General features: G+C 50.2%; 25 protein-coding genes and 1 riboswitch. Of the genes, 5 read left to right on the top strand and 20 right to left on the bottom strand.

What is annotated here, in order from left to right:
* Nucleotides 1-83: 83 nt before the first annotated feature.
* From ribH to KNO79_RS02755, 5 genes are all read right to left on the bottom strand, one after another.
* Complete coding sequence (gene ribH, locus KNO79_RS02775; protein ID WP_074036107.1) at nucleotides 84-548, bottom strand: 6,7-dimethyl-8-ribityllumazine synthase; 465 nt, start codon at nucleotides 546-548, stop codon at nucleotides 84-86.
* Complete coding sequence (locus KNO79_RS02770) at nucleotides 545-1,729, bottom strand: bifunctional 3,4-dihydroxy-2-butanone-4-phosphate synthase/GTP cyclohydrolase II (protein ID WP_074036106.1); 1,185 nt, start codon at nucleotides 1,727-1,729, stop codon at nucleotides 545-547. The genes ribH and KNO79_RS02770 overlap by 4 nt, the downstream gene beginning before the upstream one ends.
* Nucleotides 1,729-2,370: a riboflavin synthase gene (ribE, locus tag KNO79_RS02765; protein ID WP_214690585.1), complete on the bottom strand. Its 642-nt coding sequence runs from the start codon at nucleotides 2,368-2,370 to the stop codon at nucleotides 1,729-1,731. Before ribE ends, KNO79_RS02770 begins: the two co-directional genes overlap by 1 nt.
* Nucleotides 2,370-3,434, bottom strand: a complete 1,065-nt coding sequence (gene ribD, locus KNO79_RS02760; protein WP_214690584.1) for a bifunctional diaminohydroxyphosphoribosylaminopyrimidine deaminase/5-amino-6-(5-phosphoribosylamino)uracil reductase RibD — start codon at nucleotides 3,432-3,434, stop codon at nucleotides 2,370-2,372. The genes ribE and ribD overlap by 1 nt, the downstream gene beginning before the upstream one ends.
* 152 nt (nucleotides 3,435-3,586) lie before the next feature.
* Nucleotides 3,587-3,729: riboswitch (FMN riboswitch) on the bottom strand.
* 80 nt (nucleotides 3,730-3,809) lie between these two features.
* On the bottom strand, nucleotides 3,810-4,622 hold the full coding sequence (locus tag KNO79_RS02755) for an undecaprenyl-diphosphate phosphatase (protein WP_214690583.1): 813 nt from the start codon (nucleotides 4,620-4,622) through the stop codon (nucleotides 3,810-3,812).
* A gap of 452 nt (nucleotides 4,623-5,074) precedes the next feature.
* Between KNO79_RS02755 and KNO79_RS02750 the strand changes: the two genes are divergently transcribed.
* Nucleotides 5,075-5,716: a homing endonuclease associated repeat-containing protein gene (locus KNO79_RS02750; protein WP_074036101.1), complete on the top strand. Its 642-nt coding sequence runs from the start codon at nucleotides 5,075-5,077 to the stop codon at nucleotides 5,714-5,716.
* A gap of 45 nt (nucleotides 5,717-5,761) precedes the next feature.
* On the opposite strand, the gene KNO79_RS02745 is transcribed toward KNO79_RS02750, so the two are convergent.
* Together KNO79_RS02745 and KNO79_RS02740 are read right to left on the bottom strand one after the other, a co-directional pair.
* The gene (locus KNO79_RS02745; protein ID WP_214690582.1) at nucleotides 5,762-7,441 is read right to left on the bottom strand and encodes a sensor domain-containing diguanylate cyclase; all 1,680 of its coding nucleotides are present in this window, start codon (nucleotides 7,439-7,441) and stop codon (nucleotides 5,762-5,764) included.
* 288 nt (nucleotides 7,442-7,729) lie between these two features.
* A complete protein-coding gene (locus KNO79_RS02740; RefSeq protein WP_159562782.1) occupies nucleotides 7,730-8,560 on the bottom strand; it encodes a DegV family protein in 831 nt (276 codons plus the stop codon).
* 161 nt (nucleotides 8,561-8,721) lie between these two features.
* On the opposite strand from KNO79_RS02740, the gene KNO79_RS02735 reads away from it, so the two are divergent.
* The 3 genes from KNO79_RS02735 to KNO79_RS02725 all read left to right on the top strand — a co-directional run bounded on the left by KNO79_RS02735 (nucleotide 8,722) and on the right by KNO79_RS02725 (nucleotide 12,564).
* Nucleotides 8,722-9,420 carry an ABC transporter ATP-binding protein gene (locus tag KNO79_RS02735; RefSeq protein ID WP_214690581.1) on the top strand — a complete coding sequence of 233 codons (699 nt, stop codon included), beginning with the start codon at nucleotides 8,722-8,724 and terminating at the stop codon, nucleotides 9,418-9,420.
* Between the two features lie 12 nt (nucleotides 9,421-9,432).
* Nucleotides 9,433-11,754 (top strand): ABC transporter permease, encoded by a 2,322-nt coding sequence (locus KNO79_RS02730; protein WP_214690580.1) that lies wholly within the window; start codon nucleotides 9,433-9,435, stop codon nucleotides 11,752-11,754.
* A gap of 84 nt (nucleotides 11,755-11,838) precedes the next feature.
* The gene (locus KNO79_RS02725; RefSeq protein WP_047795005.1) at nucleotides 11,839-12,564 is read left to right on the top strand and encodes a hypothetical protein; all 726 of its coding nucleotides are present in this window, start codon (nucleotides 11,839-11,841) and stop codon (nucleotides 12,562-12,564) included.
* A 30-nt stretch (nucleotides 12,565-12,594) separates the two neighbouring features.
* Here KNO79_RS02725 and KNO79_RS02720 read toward each other — a convergent pair whose 3' ends face one another.
* The 11 genes from KNO79_RS02720 to pulA all read right to left on the bottom strand — a co-directional run bounded on the left by KNO79_RS02720 (nucleotide 12,595) and on the right by pulA (nucleotide 21,875).
* Nucleotides 12,595-13,677 (bottom strand): low temperature requirement protein A, encoded by a 1,083-nt coding sequence (locus tag KNO79_RS02720; protein WP_214690579.1) that lies wholly within the window; start codon nucleotides 13,675-13,677, stop codon nucleotides 12,595-12,597.
* Nucleotides 13,678-13,692: 15 nt separating this feature from the next.
* On the bottom strand, nucleotides 13,693-13,965 hold the full coding sequence (locus tag KNO79_RS02715; RefSeq protein ID WP_074036091.1) for a GNAT family N-acetyltransferase: 273 nt from the start codon (nucleotides 13,963-13,965) through the stop codon (nucleotides 13,693-13,695).
* Nucleotides 13,966-14,859, bottom strand: coding sequence for a DUF5996 family protein (locus KNO79_RS02710; RefSeq protein WP_251125256.1), 894 nt, complete (start codon nucleotides 14,857-14,859; stop codon nucleotides 13,966-13,968). It lies immediately after the preceding gene.
* A 14-nt stretch (nucleotides 14,860-14,873) separates the two neighbouring features.
* Complete coding sequence (locus KNO79_RS02705) at nucleotides 14,874-15,275, bottom strand: (4Fe-4S)-binding protein (RefSeq protein WP_074036089.1); 402 nt, start codon at nucleotides 15,273-15,275, stop codon at nucleotides 14,874-14,876.
* An 86-nt stretch (nucleotides 15,276-15,361) separates the two neighbouring features.
* The gene (locus tag KNO79_RS02700) at nucleotides 15,362-15,688 is read right to left on the bottom strand and encodes a thioredoxin family protein (RefSeq protein ID WP_196431086.1); all 327 of its coding nucleotides are present in this window, start codon (nucleotides 15,686-15,688) and stop codon (nucleotides 15,362-15,364) included.
* A gap of 20 nt (nucleotides 15,689-15,708) precedes the next feature.
* Nucleotides 15,709-16,560, bottom strand: coding sequence for a DegV family protein (locus KNO79_RS02695; protein WP_074036087.1), 852 nt, complete (start codon nucleotides 16,558-16,560; stop codon nucleotides 15,709-15,711).
* A 125-nt stretch (nucleotides 16,561-16,685) separates the two neighbouring features.
* Complete coding sequence (locus KNO79_RS02690) at nucleotides 16,686-17,105, bottom strand: RDD family protein (protein ID WP_074036085.1); 420 nt, start codon at nucleotides 17,103-17,105, stop codon at nucleotides 16,686-16,688.
* A gap of 14 nt (nucleotides 17,106-17,119) precedes the next feature.
* Entirely contained in the window at nucleotides 17,120-18,196 is a 1,077-nt protein-coding gene (locus tag KNO79_RS02685) for a nitric oxide synthase oxygenase (protein ID WP_214690577.1), read from the bottom strand.
* Between the two features lie 97 nt (nucleotides 18,197-18,293).
* A complete protein-coding gene (locus KNO79_RS02680) occupies nucleotides 18,294-18,536 on the bottom strand; it encodes a hypothetical protein (RefSeq protein ID WP_074036083.1) in 243 nt (80 codons plus the stop codon).
* 74 nt (nucleotides 18,537-18,610) lie between these two features.
* Nucleotides 18,611-18,808: a hypothetical protein gene (locus KNO79_RS02675; RefSeq protein WP_074036082.1), complete on the bottom strand. Its 198-nt coding sequence runs from the start codon at nucleotides 18,806-18,808 to the stop codon at nucleotides 18,611-18,613.
* 145 nt (nucleotides 18,809-18,953) lie between these two features.
* Nucleotides 18,954-21,875, bottom strand: a complete 2,922-nt coding sequence (pulA, locus tag KNO79_RS02670; RefSeq protein ID WP_214690576.1) for a type I pullulanase — start codon at nucleotides 21,873-21,875, stop codon at nucleotides 18,954-18,956.
* Nucleotides 21,876-22,053: 178 nt separating this feature from the next.
* Between pulA and KNO79_RS02665 the strand changes: the two genes are divergently transcribed.
* On the top strand, nucleotides 22,054-23,190 hold the full coding sequence (locus KNO79_RS02665; protein ID WP_214690575.1) for a GGDEF domain-containing protein: 1,137 nt from the start codon (nucleotides 22,054-22,056) through the stop codon (nucleotides 23,188-23,190).
* Between the two features lie 24 nt (nucleotides 23,191-23,214).
* Here the strand turns inward: KNO79_RS02665 and KNO79_RS02660 are convergent, their stop codons facing one another.
* A complete protein-coding gene (locus KNO79_RS02660) occupies nucleotides 23,215-23,784 on the bottom strand; it encodes a hypothetical protein (RefSeq protein WP_214690574.1) in 570 nt (189 codons plus the stop codon).
* 63 nt (nucleotides 23,785-23,847) lie between these two features.
* Entirely contained in the window at nucleotides 23,848-25,506 is a 1,659-nt protein-coding gene (locus KNO79_RS02655) for an FAD-dependent oxidoreductase (protein WP_214690573.1), read from the bottom strand.
* Between the last annotated feature and the right edge of the window lie 10 nt (nucleotides 25,507-25,516).

The raw sequence follows: 25,516 nt of genomic DNA, 5'->3' as shown, positions 1-25,516 counted from the left end.
CATGCACTTATTTTACCCATTTTTCAGTTTTTTCATCCTAGTTCAACCATTTGAAAAACCGGGTGATTGTCACCCGGTTTTGATTAGACTTGCTTTAACAGATTGGCCATCTCGATGGCAGAAGTCGCCGCTTCCCACCCTTTGTTGCCTGCTTTTGTTCCTGCACGCTCAATCGCCTGTTCAATCGTCTCCGTCGTCAACACGCCGAAGATGACCGGGACTTCGGATTGATAGCTCGCCTGGGCGATCCCTTTTGCCGCTTCGTTACAGACGTAATCAAAATGCGGGGTCGCACCACGGATGACGGCTCCGAGCGTGATGACCGCGTCGTATTGTTTGCTCATCGCCATTTTTTTCGCGACGAGCGGGAGTTCAAATGCTCCTGGGACGAAGGCGAGCGACACATCCTCTTCCTTCACTCCATGACGTTTCAAGGCATCCTTCGCCCCGTCAAGCAGACGCATCGTGATCAAGTCGTTGAACCGTCCGACGACGATTCCAATCTTTAAGCCTTCTCCAACTAAGTTTCCTTCAAATGTATAGGTCATGTCCATGTTCCTCCAATATGATTCATTTTGAGTTGTTTCGTCAGGCGATACGATTCGTTTGCTTCATGCGCACCGACATGAATCGGAACGCGTTCGACGACTGTGATGCCACATGATTCCAAGGCATCGACTTTATCGGGGTTGTTCGTCATGAGCCGGACACGGGTGACGCCAAGATCACGAAGCATCGCCGCGCTCACCCGATAGTCCCGAAGGTCCGGATGAAACCCGAGTGCCACGTTCGCCTCGACCGTATCCAATCCATTCTCTTGAAGGGCGTACGCCTTCAGTTTGTTCAACAGTCCGATGCCTCGCCCTTCTTGACGCATATAGAGCACGATGCCCGATTCCTGCTCGATTCGTGCCATCGCCGTGTCCAGTTGCGGACCGCAGTCACATCGGAACGAACCGAAGACGTCACCGGTCAGACATTCGGAGTGAATGCGAACGAGCGGGACCTCCTCAAGTGTCTCCGTCACGAGCGCCACATGCTCTTCACGGTCCATTCGATTCTCATACCCTATCATGCGAAACGTTCCTTTTGAGGAAGGTAGGGACACGTCCGCAACACGTGTGACGAGGTTCTCCTCCATATATCGGACTAACGCTTCGATAGTGATGAATGCCAACCCGTGGCGTTCAGCGACTTGTACCAAATCAGGTACGCGTGCCATCTCCCCGTCCTCTCGAATGATTTCACAGATGACCGCGACCGGCTCACTTCCTGCGAGTCGCGCCAGGTCGACAGACGCTTCGGTATGACCTCGGCGAACGGAGACGCCTCCCTTCTTCGCAATGAGCGGGAACAGATGTCCAGGACGTTGAAAATCGGATGGATGGGACGATGGGTTCGCTAACTCACGAACGGTGTGAGACCGTTCACTCGCCGAGATACCAGTCGTCGAATCGATATGGTCGACACTGACCGTGAAGGCGGTACCGTGTGGGTCTGTACTGTTCGTCACCATCGGCGCGAGGTCGAGACGAACTGCCACTTCTTCTGCTACGGCGCTACAGACGAGTCCTTTCCCTTCCGTGATCAAAAAGTTCATCGTTTCCGGTGTCATCTTGTCACCGAGTACGACAAAGTCCCCTTCATTCTCACGGTCCTCATCATCCACGACGATGATGGGACGTCCTCGTCTCAGTTCCTCAACCGCCCGTTCAATCGAATCAAACATTACCATCCCGCCTTTCCATATCCTTGTTCCGCCAAAGACTCGAGCGTCATCTTCGACTGCCCGACGACCTTTTCCATATATTTTGCTAACAGATCACATTCTAAATTGACTAAATCACCCGTCTGTTTCATCCCAAGCACGGTCTCGCTGTATGTGTGTGGAATCAAGGACAGGGTAAACCCACGCTCTGACACGTCAAACACAGTCAAACTCGTTCCATCTACAGATATCGAGCCTTTCGGGACAATGTAGGAAAGGAGCGCGCGGTCACACTGGATATCAACATAGACCGCATTCGCGAGAGGACGTTTCTTCGTGATTCGCCCGACCCCGTCGACATGACCGGATACGAAATGTCCGCCAAACCGTCCGTTCGCCGGCATCGCTCGTTCGAGATTGACAGGTGTTCCAGGCTTGACCCCATCTAGACTCGATGCCTTCAATGTTTCTGGCATGACATCGACAGAGAACGTCGCGTCATCGAACGTCGTCACCGTGAGACAGATCCCATTCACGGCAATGCTGTCCCCGAGCTTCACATCCTCAAGCACTTTCACAGCGGACAAAACGAGTCGTAAAGATGGTCCGTTGCGCTTGACCGCTTTGACTGCTCCGATTTCTTCTACGATTCCCGTGAACATCAGAGCGCCCCCTTTCGAAGGACGACTTTCAGGTCGGGTCCAATCGTTTCGACCTGATGAATCGTAAAACGGGATATCCCATCGATCGTCCCTTCCTGCTGTGAGCGATAGACGCCATGCTTCCCACCGAACACCCGTGGTGATTGATAGGCGACCCATTCATCCACGTAGCCTCCGTCAAGAAGTGAGGTGACAAGCGTCGGTCCGGCCTCGATCAACACACGCCCAATCCCATTTGCGTATAGCGTCTCAAGAACCGTGCCGAGTGACGTATAATCGAATAATTCGATACTGACGGCTTGAGCTCGTTCACGTCGTTCTGCCTCATCTGACGAAGTGAAGAGGAGCACCGGGACGTCTTCGGCGGTACGTGCTAACGTACTAGCGAGCGGTAACCTTAGGTCACGGTCGAGCACGACTCGTTTCGGCTGTCGCGTCACGCGGTCCAATCGAACCGTAAGCGATGGGTCATCCGCGAGCACCGTTCCAATACCGGTCAAAATCGCATCGACCGTGGCACGAAGTTCATGCACATCACGACGGGCTTCCGAACTCGTCACCCATTGACTCTCCCCCGTCTCTAAGGCAACTTTCCCATCGAGGCTCGTTGCCGTCTTCAAGATGACGTATGGTCGTTTCGTCTCAAGCGACCGCAAAAATGCCGGATTCAAGGCACGCGCCTCTTCCTCAAGTAGACCCACATCGACTTCGACACCGGCCGCTTGCAGGCGCACGATCCCATTGCCTGCGACGAGTGGATTCGGATCTTTCATGGCGACGACGACACGTTTGATGCCCGATTCTACAATCAAATCGGCGCACGGCGGTGTCTTACCGTGATGCGAGCACGGTTCGAGCGTGACATATAAAGTCGCCCCGGATGCAGCCGCACCGGCCATTCGAATCGCATGCACTTCAGCATGTGGTTCGCCCGCCTTAAGGTGGGCACCCATTCCGACGATACGCCCGTCTTTCACGAGAACGGCACCGACGAGTGGATTGACACCGGTCTGTCCATCGGCTGATTTCGCCAATTGAATGGCCTGTTCCATGTACTGTTTCATCGTTCTCCCTCCTTTTTCCGTACAAACAAAAGACCCTAAGGAGCAGTCCTTAGGGTCTTGGTGGGAGGGTTTCGTCGAATTTTGGCAAGCCAAATAAACGTTTTCTATACAGAAAAGCGTACGACGAAGCACAGGTCACGTGGACCTGTTTTTTGTTCCTTCTCCCATCCAGACTATACTGTCGGCTCTAGAGTCTCACTAGATCCACCGTTCGCACACGTGCGCCCGGGTCACGGACTTAGGGCATAGGCCCATCACCGCCGGTTGGGAATTTCACCCGACCCCGAAGGAATATTTGTTTGTACAGGTTTACTGTATCGCAATTGTTTTTATTTCGCAAAACAAAAAACGCTACTCGTGAGAGTAGCGCCTCGATTATGCGAGAAAGAGGACGACGAGAAGCCCAACAATCCAGCAGTAATATGAAAAATACTTCAATTCGCCTTTTGCCATGATGTGCTGGAACCACTTCAATGAAATGGCAGTCAACACGTATGATGCGATAAATGCCAAAAGGAGCGGACCGAACAAATCACGCGTGTCTGGGTTTGTGAACAACGTCGGACCGTCCAAGATCATCGTCCCGAGACTAATCGGAATGAACAGGAAGAACGAGAACCGAAGCGCGGATTCCTGTTTGATCCCGAGGAGCATCGCCATGACGATAGTCGCCCCGGACCGGCTGATCCCAGGAATGAGCGCCACGGCCTGAGCAAGTCCGATCAATACGGCGTCAAGTAGCGTAATGCCACCGTCGCCCTTGTTTCCTCGCATATTCCGGATGAACCAGAGGGCGAGTCCCGTAATGATGAGTGTATAGCCGACTGTCGCCACGCCACCGAGCACCTCGGCGATCCAGTCACCAAACAGGACACCGAGCACACCGGCCGGAACGGTCGCGACAAGTAACAGCCCGATGAACTTCACGTCGACCATCGTCTCATTCGAACGGTCTTTCTTAAATAAAAACGTCCACAAACTCATGATGAGACGAACGACGTCTTGACGATAGATTGTTAAAACCGCAAGAAGCGATGCAAAGTTTACGAAAACTTCAAATGACAATCCCGGCAAGTCAATGTTAAATAGTTCTTGGAAGATGACAAGATGTCCGCTCGATGAAATCGGGATGGGCTCTGTGAACCCTTGAATCAATCCAAGTAACGTATAAAATAACCAAACTGTCATAGTGATGATCCTCTTTTCTGTTTTTCACTCAATGCGGCTATTTTAGCAGAATCGGTCTTTCATTGACCAGCCATTAAAATTTTTTTGCCGTAATTTCAATATTTGATTGATTAGTCTGAAAATTAAATTTATTATAGAAGGGTACTCATCTGGAGCGAAGGCGATGACCCCAACTCTCCAGCTGGGTACTTTTTTATAAAAATATTACAAATTTGGGTGATTAAAACTTTATGTTTACATTTCTCTCGAAATTCGATTTAATTTGTAATAGAACTGTTACCATTTTTTGAAATTATCAACTGCGACTTTAGTCCTATCCAATTCCTAGGAATTGTTTAAAATTTTTCAAAATCACGTTAATAAATCCGAAAAACAATCCGATAGTATGATTGTAGGAGCATTTTTTTATCTTTGTCGGTTCAGATTTGAGTCCACGGAAGGAGGAACCATCATTGAATCAAACGCTATCCACTAAATCCCATCACTTGTCTACCGAACAGCAAAGGATGATCCATTGCATTCGTCTTCTCGGGGACTTGTTGAAGGAACGTCCACGCCGTTCTGTCTATCGCCGCTTCGCAATGGAACAGAATTGGCCGTCTCCTGAGTCGATCATTCGTCAGTTCGGGTCATGGGCTGAGGCACTTGCCATCGCAGGCTATGAATGGCATGGAGAGTCAACCGTCGAATTGCCAGACAAAATGCCGAAGTATACACGCGAGGACATCATCGAGACGCTCGCCATTTATTCGCGAGACATGGGCTCGATCATCACCTTGAAGAAGTATCAGCAATGGCGAAAGCTCCATCCGAAGGCACCGAGCCATTATCATATAGTCAAGACGTTCGGTTCGTGGCATGATGCCTGTGCCGAGGCAGGACTTGAGGCGAGTGTGACCTATTCGAAAACAGAACTCTCGAACGCCCTTCGTGAAGCCATTCAGGAAATGGGCTTCTCGCTCTCATTCGAAGCTTATCGTGAATGGGCAAAGCGCAACAACAAACCTTCAACGAAAGCGATCTTGCATCGCTATGGCTCCTGGTCAGCCGCCGTTCATGCGGTTGAATCTGAACTTTATAATACGAACTCATAATCATTTCATACGAAAGGAGGATCCACCATTTTGGGGATCCTCCTTTCATCTGACCTCTGTCGACAGATCATGATAGTGGGCGACACGATCTCGCCCGTTAAATTTCGCCCCGACATACATGGCCCGGTCCGCATGTCGCAAGACTGTATCGAGGTCTTCATATTCATAAATCGTTTCAATCCCGATACTCGCCGTCACCGTGATGCGCGTGCCTTCTGTCCCAAAATCATGGCGCTTCAAGGCGTTTCGTATCTTTTCGCCGACCAGATTGGCGGCCGCCTCATCCATTCTCGGGAAGACGAACACGAACTCTTCGCCTCCGTAGCGCGTCACCAAGTCCGTCGCTCGAACATTGCGAGTAAAGAGTTGACCTGCTTCAATCAACACCTCGTCCCCGAATGCATGACCGTATGTGTCATTGATCGATTTGAAGTGGTCCAAATCGATCAAGAAAACAGAGAGCGGATAGGACGCCACATCGTTCAAACGTTCTTTCGTCCAACGTCGTAGTGCCCGCTGATTATGTAATCCCGTTAACGGATCTGTCAAACTCTCGTGTTGCAAACGTTTGCGTTCATCGATGCGTTCGATTGACCAAGATAACGTCTTGAGGAGGCGGTTCACTTCAACCGCAATCGGAGTTTCGTATGCCCCGTTTGCCGTCGTCGATACCATGCAGCTGACCGCCGTCTCCGCTCCCCAAACGGGTTGGATGACGAGCGCCGAATGGTGTAGTTCCTGTTGGTTTCGCTGCAATTCAGGATGCCATTCATGGAGCGAGTCATAGACGAAACACGGTTCGTCCTCATCATGATACCGTTCAATCGTGAAGGCATCCGGCACACTCGGGATGACGCGACCGGTCATATCATAAAACGTCCGCTCCCCTTTTCGATTGACCTGTAGCCAACCACGCTCCACTTCGACGATATCACGTAGACCGTTCCAAAACTTCTCAATCAACAATTGCTCGCTGTCCACGCGGTACAGCTGTTCTTTCAAGCGTTCGACTTGATCGACTCTCGACTTGGTTTCTTCCGTCTCCGTCGCTTTCGACATCGTCATCTTTAGGACAGATAGTACGAAGAACGTGACGATGAGTCCGACATAACCGAAGACGAGATACGACTCGATGGCAATCATCGAGAACAAAAGCTCGAGTGACACGACGAGCCAATCAAAGCGAATCAATCGCCACATAATCGGGAACGGGATCCGTTCTCCAACCATGAAGTAGGATAAAGCAAAACTCATCGTCAAGACGAGGAACAAGGTGCCTAAAAACGCCAACATCGCCACGCCTTGTTGCATCAAATGAATCGGCTCTCCGATCCGTCCACCGAGAGCGATATAGGCGAGCCCCGGCAACAGAACGAGCAGACATTCAATCACCGTGTTGAGCGGATAGAAATGAAGGAACCGTCGTCGCCCGACGCGACGATTGAAGGCTCGCGCCTGAAACGTGAAGAGGAGCAATTGCCCCATCAACAGTGCGGGCGCTAGTCCGTATAAAAAGAATGTGATAAAGACAAACATCTCATGGAACGTGAAGTGAAGATGCCTGCGCTTTAAAGGATTCATGACGAACAATGCCCCAAGCGTATAGATGAACCAAAACAACGGCCAGTCGAACGCCTCAAGGTTTTGGAAAGTCAAATACGTCACTCCCGTGAAGACGAGCGTCCACGCGAACCAGCTCCGAACTAGGTACTTCCGAAATCGCATCGTCTTCCCCCCTTTTCTCGTTCATTTTTTCTAGTATGACCCGTAATGCAAAAACATTCCAGCAATTGTTTGAAAGTTGAGACAATGAAATATTGAAATGATTCCCAATTTGATGTTTCGCTTTTCTAGATGTCGGCAACAACTTGGATAAAGGGGGCTAACCATGGACTTTTCTCTATTTCTGATCACGTTTTTGATCATCTATTCGCTCACTATCACACTTCTCTATTTGCGGAAACAAAAGAATACGTAAAAGGGCGATCCTCGTAGGAGGACCGCCCTTAATCATTATTTCGCTTTCAAATAAGAAATTCCAATTGACCCGGATCCCGTATGCGCCCCAAGAAGTGGTGCGAGTGTATCAACTCTGATCGGAATCGTGTCACCGAGTTGTTTTTTCCACTCCTCAGCAAGCTCAGGGACATTTCCGTGGAAAATCGAGACGTCCTGACATTCACCGGACTCGATTGCCGCACGTAACACTTCGAACAAATGGGCTTGTGCTTTCTTGTATGTGCGGACCGTTTGATACGGGACAATCAAACCGTCTTCGAATCGAAGTACAGGTTTCAATTGAAGCATGTTCCCGATGAGCGCCTTCGATTTAGAGATTCGACCGCCTTTTTGCATCTGCGTCAAGTTTTGAAGCGTCAATTCGATGCGGACGTCCTCGACGCGCTTCTTCATGTATGCTTCCACGTCTTCAAGCGCATCGCCTCTTTCGACGCGTTCAATCAACTCCTCGAACATAAGTCCCATCGTATAGATACCTGCCCGTGAATCGAAGGCGAGCAACTTGAACTCCGCAATCTCAGCCCCTTGAACGGACGCCGAATACGTCCCACTCAGGTCAGACGATAGGTGAATCGCGATGCCCATATCGTACTCTTCTTTCAATTTTTCATAGAGTGTGACGAAATCCCCGATCGCGGGCTGACTCGTCGAGACGCGCTCTCCCGCGTCAATCCACTCGTAAACCGTTTTCGCATCGACTTCGATTCCATCTTTATACGGCTGGTCCCCTTTGACGACATAGAGCGGGACAATGTGGATGTCAGGATGTTGCGCTAATGCATCTGGAAGGACAATCGTGCTGTCCGTGATGTAAGCAATCTTCATAAAGAGTTCTCCCTTAAAAAAAGTTTTTAGTACCTGGTTATATTATTTTATCACAGGTGAAGCGGTTTCACTATTTTTTCAAAACATCCTATGTGTAGCTCGTCCAATCACTTCTCGAAAAGGGTATACCTTAGATAACAAATAAAGGAGGCATGTGTGGCATGATCGAACTACGGAACGTCAGCAAAATCTATAAGACAGGCGACGTGGAAACGGCCGCCTTGAAAGACATCGACCTCACCATCCGGGATGGCGCGTTCGTCGTGATCCTAGGTCCAAGCGGGAGCGGGAAGAGTACACTGCTCAACGTCATCAGCGGACTCGACACGGTCACCTCAGGTAAGATCACGTTCGGCGACACCGTGCTGACCGACCTATCCGTCGATCAGATGACTGCTTTTCGACGCGACCATCTTGGCTTCATTTTCCAACAATACAACCTTCTTCAAAACTTGACCGTCTATGAGAACATACAAATTGGTTCTGACTTAACGAAAGACCCGCTGCCGATTGATGAATTGCTCGAACAAGTTGGGCTCACAGCGGCACGTGATAAATACCCCTATCAACTATCGGGCGGTGAGCAGCAACGTGTCTCCGTCGCCCGCAGCCTCGCCAAAAATCCCGCCATCATCTTTTGTGACGAACCGACGGGCTCACTCGACGAGGAAAATTCGAAGAGAGTACTCGAACTATTGGAACGATTGAACAAGACGTATCAAAAAACAGTCGTCGTCATCACACACAATAATGGAATCAGTGAGATGGCGGACGATGTCATCAAGATGAACTCCGGTCGAATCGTGGAGGTGACCCATCATGAGACCCGGGTCGCGGCACGTGACATCCATTGGGGATAAGGGGGTGGCAACATGCTGTATAAAAACGTCTGGAAGACATTAAATCGGAAGTGGATGCAACTCCTCGCCATCGCCATCATCATCGTCATGAGTTCACTCACGTACACGATGATGTTCTATGGCATCAGTGGAATCGAGGTCCCGACTGAAGAGTATCTGGAAGAATCGAATCAGGAAGACTTTGCGATTGACATGCTCAATCGGGTGACGGAAGAGGAGTTACGCGACCCCGCTCTCGCCACGCTCGCGGAAACAGGAACGTTCACATTGGCTGACATCAAACAAGCCGATGCGGAAGTCTTCAATCGTCTGATCGCATCGCGAATCGCTGCCGTCGAACAGGAGATGCCGGATGCTACGATTGAACTCCGTGACTTAAAAACCATCACCTACACGTTCGATGATATTGAACATCGGGGATTGATCGTCAAAGAATCAGACACGATCAACCGTTCCTACCTCGAAGCCGGTGATCGACCGAGAGCGAATGACGAAGTCGCCCTCAATAAAAAATATGCAGAGGAGAACGGTATCGACATCGGAGACACAATCGACATCGGCAAACCGTTCACGGTGAGTGGATTTGTCCTTTTTCCGGACTATACGCTCCCACTCTTCGATGATAACTTCTTCAACTTGGACCCTCGTTCACAGACCCTCCTCTTGATGACGGATGAATCGTTCGAAACATTCATCGGGCAAGAGTCTTTCCGACTGTCCGGGGTGACCGATCAAGCGATCAAGACCGACATAGACCTCCCGTTTGTCGTCTCGGTCATGGAGACGGAAAATATTATCCGAAGTGGTGCCATCTACAGTGAGATTTCATCCGGCAAGGCGATGGCGCTCGGACTCAGTCTCTTTATCGTTTCTATCGCTGTAATCATCGTCGCCATCCTGATCTCGAATATGCTCGAGGCGGAACGAGGACAAATCGGACTGTTGAAGGCGATTGGTTATAGTCGTCGGCAAATCGCATCGCCTTACTTGGTGCTCATCTTGGTTTTCGCATTCTTTATGCTCATCATCGGTTATTTCCTGGGGCTTTATTTCGCGAACCCGTTGAAAGAACTCTATCTCGACTTCTATCTTTTACCGTCCATCACCATCGCCCAAAGTCCACTCGTGTTCGTGACAGCCGTGTTTGCCCCGCTCCTCTTCTTTGCGCTCGTTGCAGGAGCTGTCATCTATAAAATTATGGGTGAGAGCGCCCTTGCCCTCTTGTCACCACGGGACAATGTCTCATTGAATCGACTCAGTCGACTTGTCAGTCGCCTGTTGAGACGGGCGAGTGGCAAGACGAAGTTCAAATATTTGTATGCCGTCAAGAGCACGGGGAGTTTTCTCATCTTCTTTCTCGGGATCCTCTTCTCGACGATTCTCATCGTTTTCGCCCTCATGATGAACGGCGCCGTCGACCGTATGACCGTTGGCGGATTGAACGAAGCGGTGTATGAATACGAGGCGTATACAGACGGGACACCGGTTTTAGAAGCGGGACAAGAACCGTTCCTCACCTATCCGTTCGCCTTTGTCGAAGATAACCTGATCACCTTGAAGGGACTAGACTTCGACAACACCTTGTTCCCACTCCAAAACGAAGATGGGGATGTGTTGACACTTGAACCCGACGGCCTTGTCGTCTCCTCCTCACTCGCGCTAAAACTCGGCCTCGATGTGGGTCAAGACATCGATGTCGCACTCGACGGGGACACGTTGACCTATCCCATTATCGGGATTGCCGATGAATTCTCTGGCGACTTCGCCTATTTGCCCCGGGCGACGTTAAGTGAACTTCTCACCGCTGGCGCAACGGATGACCTGTTCAACGGTATCTATGCGACGGAGCGTCCGAGCGAATCGGACTATTCGACTATTCTGTCACGTCAAGGGTTGATCGATCAGTCCGAATCGATCAACCAATATATGAATTTCATGATGAATGTCTTGATTGGTGGGGCGTCCCTCATCGCTTTCAGCATCCTGTTCGTCTTGACGGCACTGACGGTCGAGAAGAACTATTACGTCATCTCCTTGTTGAAAGTGATGGGATATCAAAAACGGGAAGTCCGCTCGATGATTTTGAACAGCTACTTCATCTACGCGCTCATCTCCGCCCTCTTGAGCATCCCCATCGCCCTGTTGACGCTTCGGGTCATCGTCGTCGTCTTCGCGGAAGATTATGGGCTCGTGCTCCCACTTGAATTTGAATGGATCTATATCGTCTATACGCTCGGTGCAGTCGTTCTCCTCTTCTTCATGAGTACATTCATCAGCCGCCGAAAAATCGATCAAATCCCACTTCAGGAAGTTTTAAAGACGTATCAAGAATAATTCATGCCAAAATAGGGCATAATAAGAGATAGACCAGGTCTCTCCTGAGGAGAGACCTGACTTTTGCAGAAAAGGATGATACACATGAATCGTACACAAGTCATGCTCGCCATTCCCGGAAACTGGTCTTCCGCAGAAGGCGTCAGCGAACAAATCAGTTTACATAGTGAAGGCTACACGATGGCTGGTCTGTTGTTGCTCGAAGATGAGACAGGGAAGGCGTTCACCGTAGAAGTCGTCGAACGTGACCCAGCCCTCGCCGAGGCGATGATTCACGCGAGTTCTGGCGGGTTCACCCCGAAAGTCGCGAAAGGAATCGCTCGTCATACGCATGTCGTCTACTTGATTGTCGACGTCAACGATTTGACAGACGTCGCCGCTGCACGTCGTGCCGCAAACGCCGTCTTAAACGCAGGTGGAGTTGGCGTCATGGTCGAGTCAGCTGGTGTCTCTTACTCGAAAGACGAGTGGCAAGAATCAAAAGAAGAAGACCTCGCACTCGACTATTCGCTTCTCACGGCTATCACAGAAGAAGAGAACGCCTATATGTCATGGGGAATGAAAGCGTTCGGTCATGCAGACGTGGCTGTGCCGATGACACTCGACATTGAAGATGCCATCCACGTAATCCATTCGTTCAACTTCCACCTCATCTCAGGTGGCGCGATGTTCGGCGATGGCGACCATTTCGCCTTTGAAGACGGTCGCGCCTTCACGGTCGAGATGGGAGAAGATGAGCGGACGACCATCGACAACTTGTTGCATAACCCGTTTGGCTTGATTTATCTCGTCCCACAAGCAGCAGAATAAGAAAATGGAGCGCCCCGCGGTGCTCCATTTTTATGTGGTCGTCAGTTTCGCATAGATGGCGAAGAAGATGGCGAGTTCAATCATGATGATTAACGGTGAGACGAGAACGAATAGATGGAGGCCGGTGAACACGAGAATGAGCGCGACGAAAAACACGAAATAGCCCCAGTGCAACCGGCTTTCCGGGAAGCGATGATTGTGAAACACGAGCGTCGTCGACAAAAAGTAGACGAGAACGGCACCGAACGTCACCATCACTTCAAAGCGCTCATCCAACTCCCCGAGATACATCAGTTTCATCATGCTCGCCAGAACGCTGAGTGACATCCAAATGAACAGATGACCATACAAAATGATTTGACCGGTCCCGACCGCGTCTTTGTCCACTTTCTTTTCGATGTTGTCAAAGTATTGCCACCAAATGGCGATGAGGACGATGAATGCTAAAATCGAAAAGCTGATGGACCGAATATCCCCGTCTTGCGGCTCGAGCACCGCCAAGATACTGATAATGGATTCCCCTAAGACGATGATGGTCAAAAGACCAAAGCGTTCGAGCAAATATCCTAAGTTTATGGGCGTCATGGCCAAGCGTTTCCGACCGATGATCGGTACAATCAAATCTATGATGAGCCCGAGATACAGAACGACGTAGCGCAAGCTTCCATCAAAAAAGATGGATAACGACGAGACGCCGATTCCAATCCAAAAATAGGTGCCTAAAAAGCGTGCCGCCGAGTCTTGAATACGTCGATTTACCATCGTATACTGCAAGACCGTCATGACGCGCAAACCTAAGTAGCCAATGAGAAATGAATAGTAGTAGTCATCAAAATCCACGTTCAAGCTCGCCGTCATAATTAATACGAAGATCATCTGTCCAATTACGAACAGACGCTGGTGAATCGCATCCTCGAAAAAGCGGTTGATGAACATCGTCTGCCCCACCCACGCCCACCAAATCGGGATGAACATGAGGACGAACTTCGAGGCATATTCGAACGGGATGACACCATGATGGGTATGAAGAAGGACATGGGTCGCCGTCGCAATCGCAGCGACATAAACCAGGTCATAGAAGAGCTCTAACCACGTGGCTCGTTTTTCTTCCATCTAGCCCACCCCGGTTCAGTTCGCCAACACGTCGTGATACTCGGCATGTCGGTCGAACTGATTTTTCGTAAAGGGACAGAGTGGGATAATCGTCTTTCCTTCTTCCCGAGCATATTCGACCACGGCGACAACAAGTTTCTCTCCGATTCCCTGTCCTCGAAGTTCATCACTGACATACGTATGATCGACAATCAGTTTGTCCGCCCCCGTCGGCACGTAGTGCAGTTCTGCCGATGGCTTCGCCTCGTCCCCGACGTAAAACGTATTTTCCTTCTGTTTAATTTCCATTTACTCACCACTCTCCTCTTCTAGTTTTAGCGGGATAAAGAAATGGTCACGCATCGTCCAATCCATCTCGTCCATCAAGATGTCAAACGATGTAGACAAAAACGCTTGGACTTCCCCACTCGTTCCTTCATCAAGCGGCAAGAAAAATTCACTCTTCTCCGCGTCATAATAAGCCGCTTCCGGCTGTAGCGTCACGGTCGGTAGCGGTCTGAACAGGAACGGATAAGGCAAGACAAAATAGCTCGGTCGTTCCGTCACATCATCCCCAAGCCAAAATCCAAATTCAATCAACTGTTCATCGAAGGCGACGCGCTCGATCACTTTGTCTTCCGGAAACGGATGCTCGATCGGATAGATGACGAGCGAGGACACGTCGAACGTCCCCCAAAAGAGTGCCGGTTTGATTTTCCGGCATCGTAGCTTCGATAGGTACGTCAGCTGTTCGTGCGCCGCCCGTTGAAACAGCCTTAATCCTTGCCGGGCATACGCCGCATCATAAGCGAGCGGTGTCTCGTCCGTATCGAGAAGTCCTTGGAAGGTCATCTCCTGTGGTTTCGGGTTGATGCGTATGTCGACCCCATGCGTCCGCAGTCGATTGAATAAGTCGTCATGATAGGACTTGATTGTCTTCCCCGCTTCAATCGGGATGGCGTCTGTCTGATCTTCGACATGAACGACAAGGCAAGAACTTAGTAGATCCACATCAAGCTGGAGTGCCCGTTCCCCTTCAAACAACAGCCCTGTCGTGAACCCATTAACCGTGAGCGGTAGCGAGACATGCCCCCATTGCGGCTCAGGTGGGGCCAGTTGGAGTCTAATCTTCCCTAGTAGTTGGGAAATCAAATGCAAGGTCAACTTTGTATCATGCCAGTCCGAATGTAGTGGAATCTGCATCATCCATCATCCTCTCATCCTTTACACGCGCCACTATGGTCGCAAATCGGTCGCTTCCCGGATTGTCCACACCCGCAGAGCGTGGCCCGATACGTGGAGATGACCTCATCTCCTTGCTCGATTTGAAGGTCGCCACGCACCTCGATTTGTTGCCAGTCGTTTAATTTAACAGACGTCGGGACGTCCGGTTCCTCCGCATCTCCACCATCCTTCCGAACGAACTGCAGCGCACCGCTCGGGCAGCGTTCAATCACCGTCGCGACATCAGGAGCCTCGGCCCCATCCGGTAAGATCCACGGCTTCCGTTTCGTATCGAACACTTCCGGCAATCCCCGTACGCATTCCGCCGCATGGACGCAGAGCGACACATCATAGTACACATCAATCGATTCTCCCACGTATTGTTTGCCTCGCATCGAATCACCCCTTATGTGTTTGCGGGTATTTACCCGTTACACTATGAAAAAAACCCATCATCCCATGACAGGATGATGGGTCATATTCACGCTTGTCTCATTTCTTGCATGCGTTCGAGTTGATGCGTCAGTTCGCCGATCGGCACGAATCGTGCCCGGCGGAGCATTTCTTTCCCGTTGATGAAAAAGAGGACGACCGGCACGGTAAAGATGGAGAAGGCGCCTGCGACTTCCGGCACTTCATCCGAGTCTACCGCGACCGCCTCAATTTCTGGGAACTGATGGAGCATCTCTTCAATCTGAGGTTTCAGCGCATGACAGACACTGCATCCCGGATGTGACACGTAGACGAGCAGCTGTTCCGTGCTCGCAATCCGTTCATTCAATCCAGTCAAGGTTGTCATTGCTTCCATCTTGCATTCCTCCTACTTGATTAAGAGTTGAGCCACAAGACACCGACCGTCTCAAATCCGGCATGTACCGCAATCGAGGGACAGAATCGAGTCCGTACGACTTCAAGATCTGGTAATTTCGACTCGATGAGTGCGACGAGGTCATCTTGCATGTTCGGTGCGAGTGCCGTCTGAACGAACACCCGATTGTCCTTCACACCGTTTTCCGCGTGACGACGTTCGAGTTCACCGACCATCTCCGCATAAGCCTTCTTCAATGAACGGGCCTTTTTGAACGGGATGACTTTCCCCGTCTCATCGAGGGTGATGATCGGCTTGATGTTCAAGATGTTCGCAAGGAACATCTCACCGGAAGAAACACGACCGCCTCGGCGCATCGTCTCCATGTTTCCGATGATCATGAAGAAGTTCTTCTTATCTCGCCATGCTTCGAGAAGGGCGACGATTTCCTCTACTGACTTGCCTTCGGCTTCAGCGGCCTTCCCGATTCGGACGAGTTCTTGTTGCGCCTCGAGTGCGGCATGCGAGTCGATGGTATACACGGTAAAGTCAGCCGCTTCGGCAGCTGCTTTCGAATTTTTCGCCGTACTGCTCAATCCATTCGAGCAATGGACGGCGATGGCACAATCATATCCCTCTTCTTTCAAGCGTTCGTAGCGGGCGATGAAATCTCCGAAGATCGGTTGTGACGTCTTCGCTTCTTTCTTTTGGTCAATCATATACCGATGTAGGTCTTCGAGAGAGAGTTTGGTTTCACTATAGCCGTTCCCGTCCACGATCAATTGAATCGGAACGATATCGACACCGAGACTTGCTGCCTCTTCTTGAGAGAAGTTGGCCATACTGTCGGTAATCCATGCGATTTTTGTCATAACTAAAAAGCCTCCAATAGTCGTTCATTTTTGTCCAATCCCATTATACCTTATTTCCCGCCGCTATTCCTACTCGACCGAACGGGACGAAAAAACAGAGCGACACACGGTCGCCCTGCTCCTCTTCATTTGGTCGAGATCAATTTTGTATGGGCGAACTCATCATGCGGCAACTCGAGGTCTTTATTCGATTTCATCTGTTGAAGTGCACGGATGAGCGGAATCCCAAGCGTCGCCGGGTAGACGACGTCTTTATAGAGTGTCCGCTTGATGACTTGCTCCAATGAAAGCGGGCGTCCATCCGCACTCACGACCTTAATTCCGACGACACGGTCTCCTATCGTCTGACCGTTTCGATACAACATACAATAGACTTCTCCGGCCATCGTCACAACGGTCGGTAAGTAATACCGTTTCACTTCTTTGTCTGGCCAAATCTTCTTACGGACTGCCTTTTCAATCAGTTTTGCCGGTGTCTGAAAGACGAGTTGGTCGATTTGACCAGCGACGGCTCGTTTCCAAAGTGGGACTGCCACAGCAATCATCCTTTCTCTCGGTTCTAGCCTTTCAATTCCTCTTTTACCAGCTGACGAAACCCTGAGAACGGACATCCACTTCTAGCAAACAGGTTCGGTGTCTTGATCTGATTGTCGTAATGCTCGTGAAAAACGTGCGTCGTCGCAGGAGAGAGAGGCGGGATGAGCCAACTCCATTGCCCGGTGACGTCACGCCCCGCGTCCCGTTCGTTTTTTTCGAACCGCTTGAACTGTTTGGCAGCCGTATGGTGGTCGACAATGGTCACACCTTCCCGCTCGAACGATTGCAGGACGGCGATGTTCAATTCGACGAGTGCCCGGTCGCGCCAAAGCGACCGCTCTTTCGTCGTATCGAGCCCGAGTGACCGTCCGACGAGCGGCAACAAATCATAACGGTCCGTATCGGCCAAATTCCTTGCCCCGATTTCCGTCTCCATATACCAGCCGTTAAACGGGACCGAGGTAAACCGTAGACCTCCGATCTCTAGTTCCATATCCGCAATCGCTGGGACTGCGTGCCATTTGATGGTCCGTCCGTCAAACAAGTCCACATCCTCGTGCCGAATGTCCACCTCAAGCACGGCCTCACTCGGCAACTCAAACAAGCGGACGTCTCGCCCGTCCGTGATCATGAGCGGGAGGATATCGAACGGCGTGCCGGCTCCGACCCATCCGAGTTCTTTCGCGCGCTTCGTCATCGTGACGGACATCGGGTCTCCGATGATTCCGTCAGGTGTCTCATATCCCGCGTACCGAATCAATTGTGTGTTCAATAGTTTGAACTCGTTCGGAAGAACCGTCATCGTCGAACGGATTTTTCCGCCGTTCGTGGCGAACCGAAGGTGGTCGACAAGATGGGTGTAGACAGCCTCAAACGTATCGGCGTCCCGTGCGTCAATCACATGGAGTGTCTGCCAAAACAAGCGGCCGATGCAACGATTCGAATTCCGCCACGCCACCTTGGCACCCTCACACAACTCTTCCGTCGTCAATGAATAGGTGCCCGTGCGCTCAATTTCATCTTTGATTTCTCGGAGGCGTTCGGAAGGGTCGTCATGCCATTGCCGCATCCAGTCGCTCGCTTGTTCATACAGATTCATATCTAAGGTCTCCTCACTCGATTCTCTCTTTCTCCATCTTAGAGAAAAGGAGACCCCTGTTTCAACTATCTATTCTCACAGAAGACAAGTCGGATACTCAAGACCGCTCTGGCTGATGGACGAGTTCGATGTAGTCGGTGACTTCTTCGTTTTCGCTCACTTCCTGCTCGAGGGCGGTCATTTGCGCCTCGATGGTCGGACTTGATTCGTAGTCGGCGGCATATTGATACAGCCCATTCGTCACTTCAGTCATTCGACGTAAGCGGACAGGCAAGTCTGTACCGGATGCAAAACGAATGATGAACGTGACGTCTGAATTGCTTGAGTCAACCGCTCTCAATCGTCAGGATGAACCGTTTCTCGGGTTAACGCCTGTTCGTGATACGGCGCAAACTCTTCCGCATCGGCTGGAGATCATGCGCAGTTATCGAACAGCAGTCCCATCTTTTCATTCGAATCGATTAGTCGACCATTTGTATCGAGCACGTAAATGGCATCCGGATACTGTTCAATCAAGAGCGAATCCACATGGAACGGGAGAATCGGTCCAGCTGACAGCATATCCGTGACATCACCATTGACGCGATGAATCCACTTTTTGAAAATCGCCATACAAGCTCTCCTTTCGAAAGAGATGGAAGTTTCAAACGTAAATTCTCGTGTTCATACAAAATAAATAGTTTGTAAAGCATTAATTACCAATTAAACATAATTGTTCCATTGGAAAACCCCACTCGTTTCAAAGTGGGGTCAATGATTAGTTGCGTTCGAGGACGAACGTCTTGTATGCAGGCACGTTTACTTTTCCAGTTGCGCGCTTGATTGTCTTCGTTCCGGCACGGTCGCCATCAACAATTACGTTCCAGCTCCCTTTAGGAAGGGTGACTTGGACATTTGTCGGGTTGGCGTTATGCGTGATGAACAAGTCGTTCTTTTGACCCGGTGCATCTTCGTCAATCGTGTATGTGATGACGTTCGCTTCCGCTTTGTGGAATGTCAAGAATCGTTTCACGTCGCTCGCTTTTGTCATCCGAAGACCTGGGTTGGCTTTACGCATCTCAATCAAGCCTTTCATGTATTGAACGTCCGCCTTGCGGTCGGCCGCCCGTTTCCAATCGAGCTGGTTGATTGAGTCTGGTGATTTGTAGGAGTTGTGGTCGCCTTCCTTCGTGCGCATGAACTCTTGTCCAGCGTGGAGGAATGTCGTCCCTTGACTCGTCAAAATGATGCTTGAAGCGAGTCGGTGCATCTTCGTCTTGTCCATTTCTGATGCGGTTGGGTTCGTTAACTCTAGCTTATCCCATAACGTGTGGTTGTCATGGGCTTCAACGTACGTGATGGCTTGCGTCGGCTCTTTCGTGAATCCTTTAATCGTGTCGCTATAAGCGATCTCACCGACGATTCCCGTCTTCACGCGATTTTCCATGCCCTCTTTTCCGTTGACGAATCCTTTGTCCTCATCGAAGAAGACGCTGCCTTTCAAGCCGTCACGGATGTTGTCATTGAAGTGGGCGATGCCCGGCATGTCGTAGGCGTTCTTTTGATTTGCTTTTAATTCAGCATCGAGCGGCGTACCAAGGTCCCATCCTTCTCCGAAGACGAGAATCGACTTGTCGACTCGATTCAACTCCGAACGAACCTTGTTCATCGTGTCGACGTCATGGATTCCCATCAAGTCGAAACGGAATCCGTCCCAATGGTACTCTTTTGCCCAATAGACGACCGAGTCGACGATCAGCTTTTGCATCATCGCCCGTTCGGAAGCCGTATCGTTTCCGACACCTGTTCCGTTGGCAAAGTCACCACCCGCTGTGTAGCGGTAGTAGTAACCCGGTACGATTTTGTGCAAGTTCGATGCCTGTGCATCGAACATGTGGTTGTATACGACGTCCATGACGGCACGTAAATTGTTGTCATGCAATCCTTGAATCATCTGTTTCATTTCCATGATGCGTACTTTCGCATCGTAAGGATTCGTTGAATACGACCCTTCTGGTGCATTGTAGTTTTTCGGGTCATATCCCCAGTTGTACGTCGCCATCGGATTCGTCTCATCGACGGAGGCCGTGTTGAAGTCATAGACCGGAATGAACTGAACGTGTGTCACGCCGAGATCTTTGACGTGATCGAGCCCTGTCTTCGTTGCCGTTTTCTTTCCGTCAACGAGAAGACGCGTTCCTGGTTCGATGACACCGAGATACTTTCCTTTGTTTTGGATGCCTGAGTCGTATTTGTCCGTCTTCACATCAAAGATGGAGAAATCACGGACATGCGTCTCATAGATGATCGCGTCCGTCGATTGTTTCAACTTCGGTTTCATCGAATTCCAACGTTTTGGATCTGTCTCTTTCAAATCGACGATGACACCTTGGTCACCGTTCACGCCGACAGCCGTCGCATACGGATCGACCGCACGGACCTTCCCTGTCGCATGGGTCACTTGGTACGTATAACCGATGCCGTCCAGGTCACCACGAACTTCCGTTACCCACGTGCCGCGCTCACCGCGCTTCATTTGAATCACTTTCTTCATATCTTTGTCGTTCGTCGGTCGGTTCGTCGGCATGTTCCACAGTTCGAGCTCGACTTGTTGAGCCGTCGGTGCCCAGAGGACAAACTTCGTTTTCGACTTTTGGTACGTGACACCGAGTTTACCGTCGTATGCATATTTCGCATCGAATTCTTTCGAACGAAGAACTTTGCCGGCCTGGAGCGTCTGTTCTCCGAACTCCGGGTGCGAGGCTTTGATGACTTTCGCTAAATCGATGTCTGCTTTGAATTGAATCGTCACCGACTTGTCGCTAGCTTTTTCAATCGATTCCACCGTTGCCCCGTCTACGCTCAATTCATCGATGAACGCATCCGTGATGACGCGATTCGTTGTGAGTGTTGCTTGACGGAACGTGTCCGCCGAGAACGAGACAAGTTTTGGAGAGCGATCGATTTGTGGCTCTGAATAGTAGATTGTCGAATCTCCTTCAACGAGCCAAATCTCTTTCGCAGTCCCGAGAACGAATCGGTCTTCCCCATCCTTCTCCGTCCATTCTCCTTTTTTCGTGATCAAGCCCATGAGTTTCTTCGATTCCGGGTTGGCGAGTTTCACGTTCGCGACGGCACCGAAATCATCAGCCTCATCGAAGGCGATGCTCTGCCCGTCCCCACCGTCCGGCCAAGCCCAAAGACCCCAGTCCGTATATGTATTGTCGTAACGGAAATAATGAACTTTCATATCGATTTCCGTCGAAGCCGTCTCCCCGTCCGGGTTCGACGTATAGATGGTCGGATCGCCCGACTTGATCCACACTTCGGCGACACCATCTTGAATCATATCGCTTGTGATGAAGCGGTCGTTCTCAGAACCTTTATCTTTGTCCCAATTATCCGTGCGGACGATGAGACCGATTTTTTCAGGTGAATCGACTGGGAATTCGTAAGCCGCCACCTTTCCGAATGCATCTTCCCCGTTGAATGTGAAGCCTTTGTTCGGGAAGTAATCTGGGCCGTTCGCCCAAAGCCATAAGTTCCAATCCTTTTCGTTATCCGGCGCCTCTTGATAATGGACGACGACAAGCGTCGACTTCCCTTTATCTAAAGCGGACGTCGGCATCGGAAACATTGACAGAATCAGTGCAAACGTTAGCACAACTGCCCATACGGGTTTCCATTGCTTTTTGACCATGAGGGTCCCTCCTTGTAGCACTATTTTGAGAAAACGCTTACACAGAAATTGTAAACGGTTTCTTTTAGTGAAGCAATGTTATTTTAGTAAAGTAGAGCACTAAACACCTTTCCTCCACAAAAAGGATTGCTTTCCGAGAGTTCAACCTGTATATAGAATTTAAGGAGGAAAAACTTAATTGCTATCACTTACAAACTTAATTAATAACCTAATTGCCAACGCGAGCCTTTTGCTCGTTGGTCTATATCTGATCTCACGTTTTACCAAGCTCGGTTTCACAAATAAATTACCGATTCGGCGTCAGATGACCATCTCCATCCTCCTAGCAGGACTCTCTATGATCATCACGCTTCATGGTGTACTTTGGAACGCTCAAGCGGACTTTCAGTATGGATTTGTCCCACTCATCATTTCTGCTTTGTACTTTGGGATATCTGGTCTGCGTATCACGTATGTGACGAGTATTATCCTACTTCCGTTTATCGTTCCCGGAGAAATACTACTTCTGATCACACTCCTAGATTATTCCGTAGCAGCTGGAACAGCATTTCTGTTCTTACGAATGCGCGAACGGATCCAGCCGACACAAGATATTCGAATCGTAAATATGATTAGTCTTACGTTCATTGCACTCTTCTCTATTCTCAACATGACGAACTATAAGGAGCCAAGTGCATATTTTATAACACTCATCTGGTTTTTATTCATCGGTTACGCGGCAGGCTTCTTTTTGCATATCGTGTATGGTGGCATACGAAAAATCGAACGCTCTGAACGTCTTATCACAAAATATAAAGAAGCGGCTTATACGGATACATTAACGGGGTTAGGTAATAGAAGACAGTTTGATGAGGAAATGAAACGCGTCGATGAAGAAGTGTTCATGTCGCCGAACGAGATTGCGTTGTTGTTAATCGATATCGATCACTTCAAATCAGTTAATGATACGTATGGACACGATGCGGGTGATGCAATTTTAGTCGAGCTCGGTCAACGTCTCTCTGGAATCGCGCGAGCAGATGACATGGTCTGCCGAAACGGCGGAGAAGAGTTCTCTGTTTTACTTGCCGACTGCAACCTTTCGCAAGCCATGTCGATTGCGAATCGCTATTTGACCGAAGTTTCGAAACAACCGTTTCAATTACCTAACAGATCGACGCTTGAGGTCACCATTTCAATCGGAGTATCGAGCACTTCTGAACGAAAGGTCGTCACGTCCGCCCAACTAATCAAAAAGGCAGACATCGGTCTTTACGTCGCCAAACGGAACGGACGAAATCAAATCGGCAAATGGAGTCAACAGAAAGCAAACTAACCTCTCACATTTGTGAGAGGTTTTTCAAAGTTTATTCCATTCATCGAGCGACTCCAAGTACCACCGATAGCTCATCTTGATTTCTTCATCTGTTAAGTCCGCTGGTAAGAGTGAACGTGGGACTAAACCTGTGAACTTGGCGCCTCCGACATGTGCAAAAATATAAGAGGCGACTTGCTCTGACATGTCTCTTGTCAAAAAACCGGTCACATACTTTCCATCCTTGCTCTCGAAGACGATGTCGAGTCGGCGACCTTCCTGTTCATCGATAATCAACTGGTTGTAAAGTCGATGTGCCTCATCTTTGTGCTTATATACCATCCCACGCCTCGCATTGTCATCAATCTCCCACTGATGGTCTTTTCTCTCTTTCGCCGTGAAGACTTTATCAAGCATTCTTGGGTCATCAATCGTTAAGCAACAAAAGATATGTTCATACGACAGTTGATCGTCGTTCACTAAGTCCATGATGTCCGTCTTCGGGATAATCCTTGCCTTGTAGCGTACCATGACACGACGGACGACTTCTTCTTTGTCAAAAATGAGCCACTGCTTCCGTCGCTCAAACTTCTCATGTAACATCTTATAATCCATCGACTTCACCTCACGTACAGCATATCAAAAGACGACGTCCGGCAGTTGCGGACGTCGTCTTGCTTAGTTCCCGTATTTTTTGAACAACTGATAATTCTTATTTCCACCTGACAAGTTGTACACATCGGTGAATCCGAGGTTACGGAGCACGTTCTGTGCCGCGTTGCCCGTCACGCCTCCGTTACAGTAAACAACGGTCGGTTTGTCCTTGTCCATGTCTTTCGCCGCTTCCCGAAGGTTACCGAGTGGGACGTTGACCGCACAATCGACACACGCCTTCTCGAACTGTGCTGCTTTCCGCGTATCGATGATTTGCATGTCTTCCCCGGCATCGATTCGTGCCTGAAGTTCGGCCGGCGTGATGAGTCGAGCCGCCTTGTCGATACTGTTCGAAAGCACCATCCCCGTATACATGACCGGGTCTTTCGTCGTCGAGAACGGTGGTGCGTAGGCGAGGTCGAGATGGAACAAGTCGTCCACTTTCGCCTTAAGGGTGATGGCCGTGACGAAGACGTCGATTCGTTTGTCGACTCCTTCAAATCCAACGATTTGGACACCGAGCAGTTGACGCGTCGCACGATCGGCGACCGCTTTAATCGTCATATCTTTTCCACCCATATAGGCAGGCTTATCCGGTTTCGTGTTATGAAGTACCTCGATATCGTATCCGAGTTCGCGTGCTTCTTTTTCGGCGAGACCCGTCTGTGCGACGGCAAGTCCGAACACTTTGAAGATGCCCGTTCCGAGGATGCCCCGATGTTCGAGGTGACCGCCCGTGATGACGTCCCCGGCGGTCCGCCCCATCTTGTTCGCTGTCGAACCAAGTGGACGCCAAATCGGTTTCCCTGTCACGATCGAGAAACTCTCCGCGACGTCTCCTGCCGCATAGACGTCTGGGATGTTCGTCTCCATCCGCTCATTGACGGCGATCGCACCCGTTTCACCTAGTTTGACTCCCATGTTCATGGCGAGCTCGACGTTCGGACGGACTCCGACAGACAAGATGACGAGGTCGGTCTCAATCGTCTTCCCACTCTCCGTGACGACCCGTTCGACGTGTCCGTCACCGACAAGTTCTGTCACGGTCTCTCCGAGCATGAGCTCGATTCCGTTCTTCTCGAGGTGTTCCTCAACGCGACACGCCATATCCTTGTCGAGTGGTGGCATCACTTGCGGTACACGTTCGATGATGGTCACGTCCACACCACGAAGCTTCAACTGTTCCGCCATCTCTAGACCGATGAAGCCGGCTCCGATGATTGTCGCATGTTTCGGGTCTGTCGAATCGACGAAGGAGCGTGTCGCCTCCGCATGTTGGATGTTTCGAATCGGGAAGACGTTGTCCGACTTCACCCCTGGAATCGGTGGGATGATGCTCGACGCACCCGTCGCAAGGACGAGGACATCATATGAGTCCGTGAACGTGTCACCCGTCTCTAAGTTTTCAACCGTCACCGTCTTCGTGTCTTTGTCGACTGACGTCACATTATGACGCGTCATCACGTCGATGTTGTAGCGCTTCTTGAAGAAGGCCGCATCGCGCGGTGTCAAATCGTCACGTGACTCGACTTCTCCGCCAACGTAGTAAGGAATCCCACAACCAGAGTACGAGATATCGTAATCTCGATCGTAAATCGTGATTTGTGCGTCTTCGTTGTTCCGACGCGCTTTCGCCGCAACCGATGTCCCTGCAGCGACTGAACCGATGATGACTAGTTTCATATATAATCCA

The sequence above is a fragment of the Exiguobacterium sp. s43 genome, assembly GCF_018617255.1.
GTDB classification, from domain to species: domain Bacteria; phylum Bacillota; class Bacilli; order Exiguobacteriales; family Exiguobacteriaceae; genus Exiguobacterium; species Exiguobacterium profundum.
This window is presented reverse-complemented; position numbering and strand designations above follow the sequence as displayed.

Excerpts from the sequence above, each read along its gene's own strand:
- ribH (WP_074036107.1), bottom strand. The coding sequence starts at position 548 with ATGACCTATACATTTGAAGGAAACTTAGTTGGAGAAGGCTTAAAGATT.
- KNO79_RS02770 (WP_074036106.1), bottom strand. The coding sequence starts at position 1,729 with ATGTTTGATTCGATTGAACGGGCGGTTGAGGAACTGAGACGAGGACGT.
- ribE (WP_214690585.1), bottom strand. The coding sequence starts at position 2,370 with ATGTTCACGGGAATCGTAGAAGAAATCGGAGCAGTCAAAGCGGTCAAG.
- ribD (WP_214690584.1), bottom strand. The coding sequence starts at position 3,434 with ATGAAACAGTACATGGAACAGGCCATTCAATTGGCGAAATCAGCCGAT.
- KNO79_RS02755 (WP_214690583.1), bottom strand. The coding sequence starts at position 4,622 with ATGACAGTTTGGTTATTTTATACGTTACTTGGATTGATTCAAGGGTTC.
- KNO79_RS02745 (WP_214690582.1), bottom strand. The coding sequence starts at position 7,441 with ATGCGATTTCGGAAGTACCTAGTTCGGAGCTGGTTCGCGTGGACGCTC.
- KNO79_RS02740 (WP_159562782.1), bottom strand. The coding sequence starts at position 8,560 with ATGAAGATTGCTTACATCACGGACAGCACGATTGTCCTTCCAGATGCA.
- KNO79_RS02735 (WP_214690581.1), top strand. The coding sequence starts at position 8,722 with ATGATCGAACTACGGAACGTCAGCAAAATCTATAAGACAGGCGACGTG.
- KNO79_RS02730 (WP_214690580.1), top strand. The coding sequence starts at position 9,433 with ATGCTGTATAAAAACGTCTGGAAGACATTAAATCGGAAGTGGATGCAA.
- KNO79_RS02725 (WP_047795005.1), top strand. The coding sequence starts at position 11,839 with ATGAATCGTACACAAGTCATGCTCGCCATTCCCGGAAACTGGTCTTCC.
- KNO79_RS02720 (WP_214690579.1), bottom strand. The coding sequence starts at position 13,677 with ATGGAAGAAAAACGAGCCACGTGGTTAGAGCTCTTCTATGACCTGGTT.
- KNO79_RS02715 (WP_074036091.1), bottom strand. The coding sequence starts at position 13,965 with ATGGAAATTAAACAGAAGGAAAATACGTTTTACGTCGGGGACGAGGCG.
- KNO79_RS02710 (WP_251125256.1), bottom strand. The coding sequence starts at position 14,859 with ATGCAGATTCCACTACATTCGGACTGGCATGATACAAAGTTGACCTTG.
- KNO79_RS02705 (WP_074036089.1), bottom strand. The coding sequence starts at position 15,275 with ATGCGAGGCAAACAATACGTGGGAGAATCGATTGATGTGTACTATGAT.
- KNO79_RS02700 (WP_196431086.1), bottom strand. The coding sequence starts at position 15,688 with ATGGAAGCAATGACAACCTTGACTGGATTGAATGAACGGATTGCGAGC.
- KNO79_RS02695 (WP_074036087.1), bottom strand. The coding sequence starts at position 16,560 with ATGACAAAAATCGCATGGATTACCGACAGTATGGCCAACTTCTCTCAA.
- KNO79_RS02690 (WP_074036085.1), bottom strand. The coding sequence starts at position 17,105 with ATGATTGCTGTGGCAGTCCCACTTTGGAAACGAGCCGTCGCTGGTCAA.
- KNO79_RS02685 (WP_214690577.1), bottom strand. The coding sequence starts at position 18,196 with ATGAATCTGTATGAACAAGCGAGCGACTGGATGCGGCAATGGCATGAC.
- KNO79_RS02675 (WP_074036082.1), bottom strand. The coding sequence starts at position 18,808 with ATGGCGATTTTCAAAAAGTGGATTCATCGCGTCAATGGTGATGTCACG.
- pulA (WP_214690576.1), bottom strand. The coding sequence starts at position 21,875 with ATGGTCAAAAAGCAATGGAAACCCGTATGGGCAGTTGTGCTAACGTTT.
- KNO79_RS02660 (WP_214690574.1), bottom strand. The coding sequence starts at position 23,784 with ATGGATTATAAGATGTTACATGAGAAGTTTGAGCGACGGAAGCAGTGG.
- KNO79_RS02655 (WP_214690573.1), bottom strand. The coding sequence starts at position 25,506 with ATGAAACTAGTCATCATCGGTTCAGTCGCTGCAGGGACATCGGTTGCG.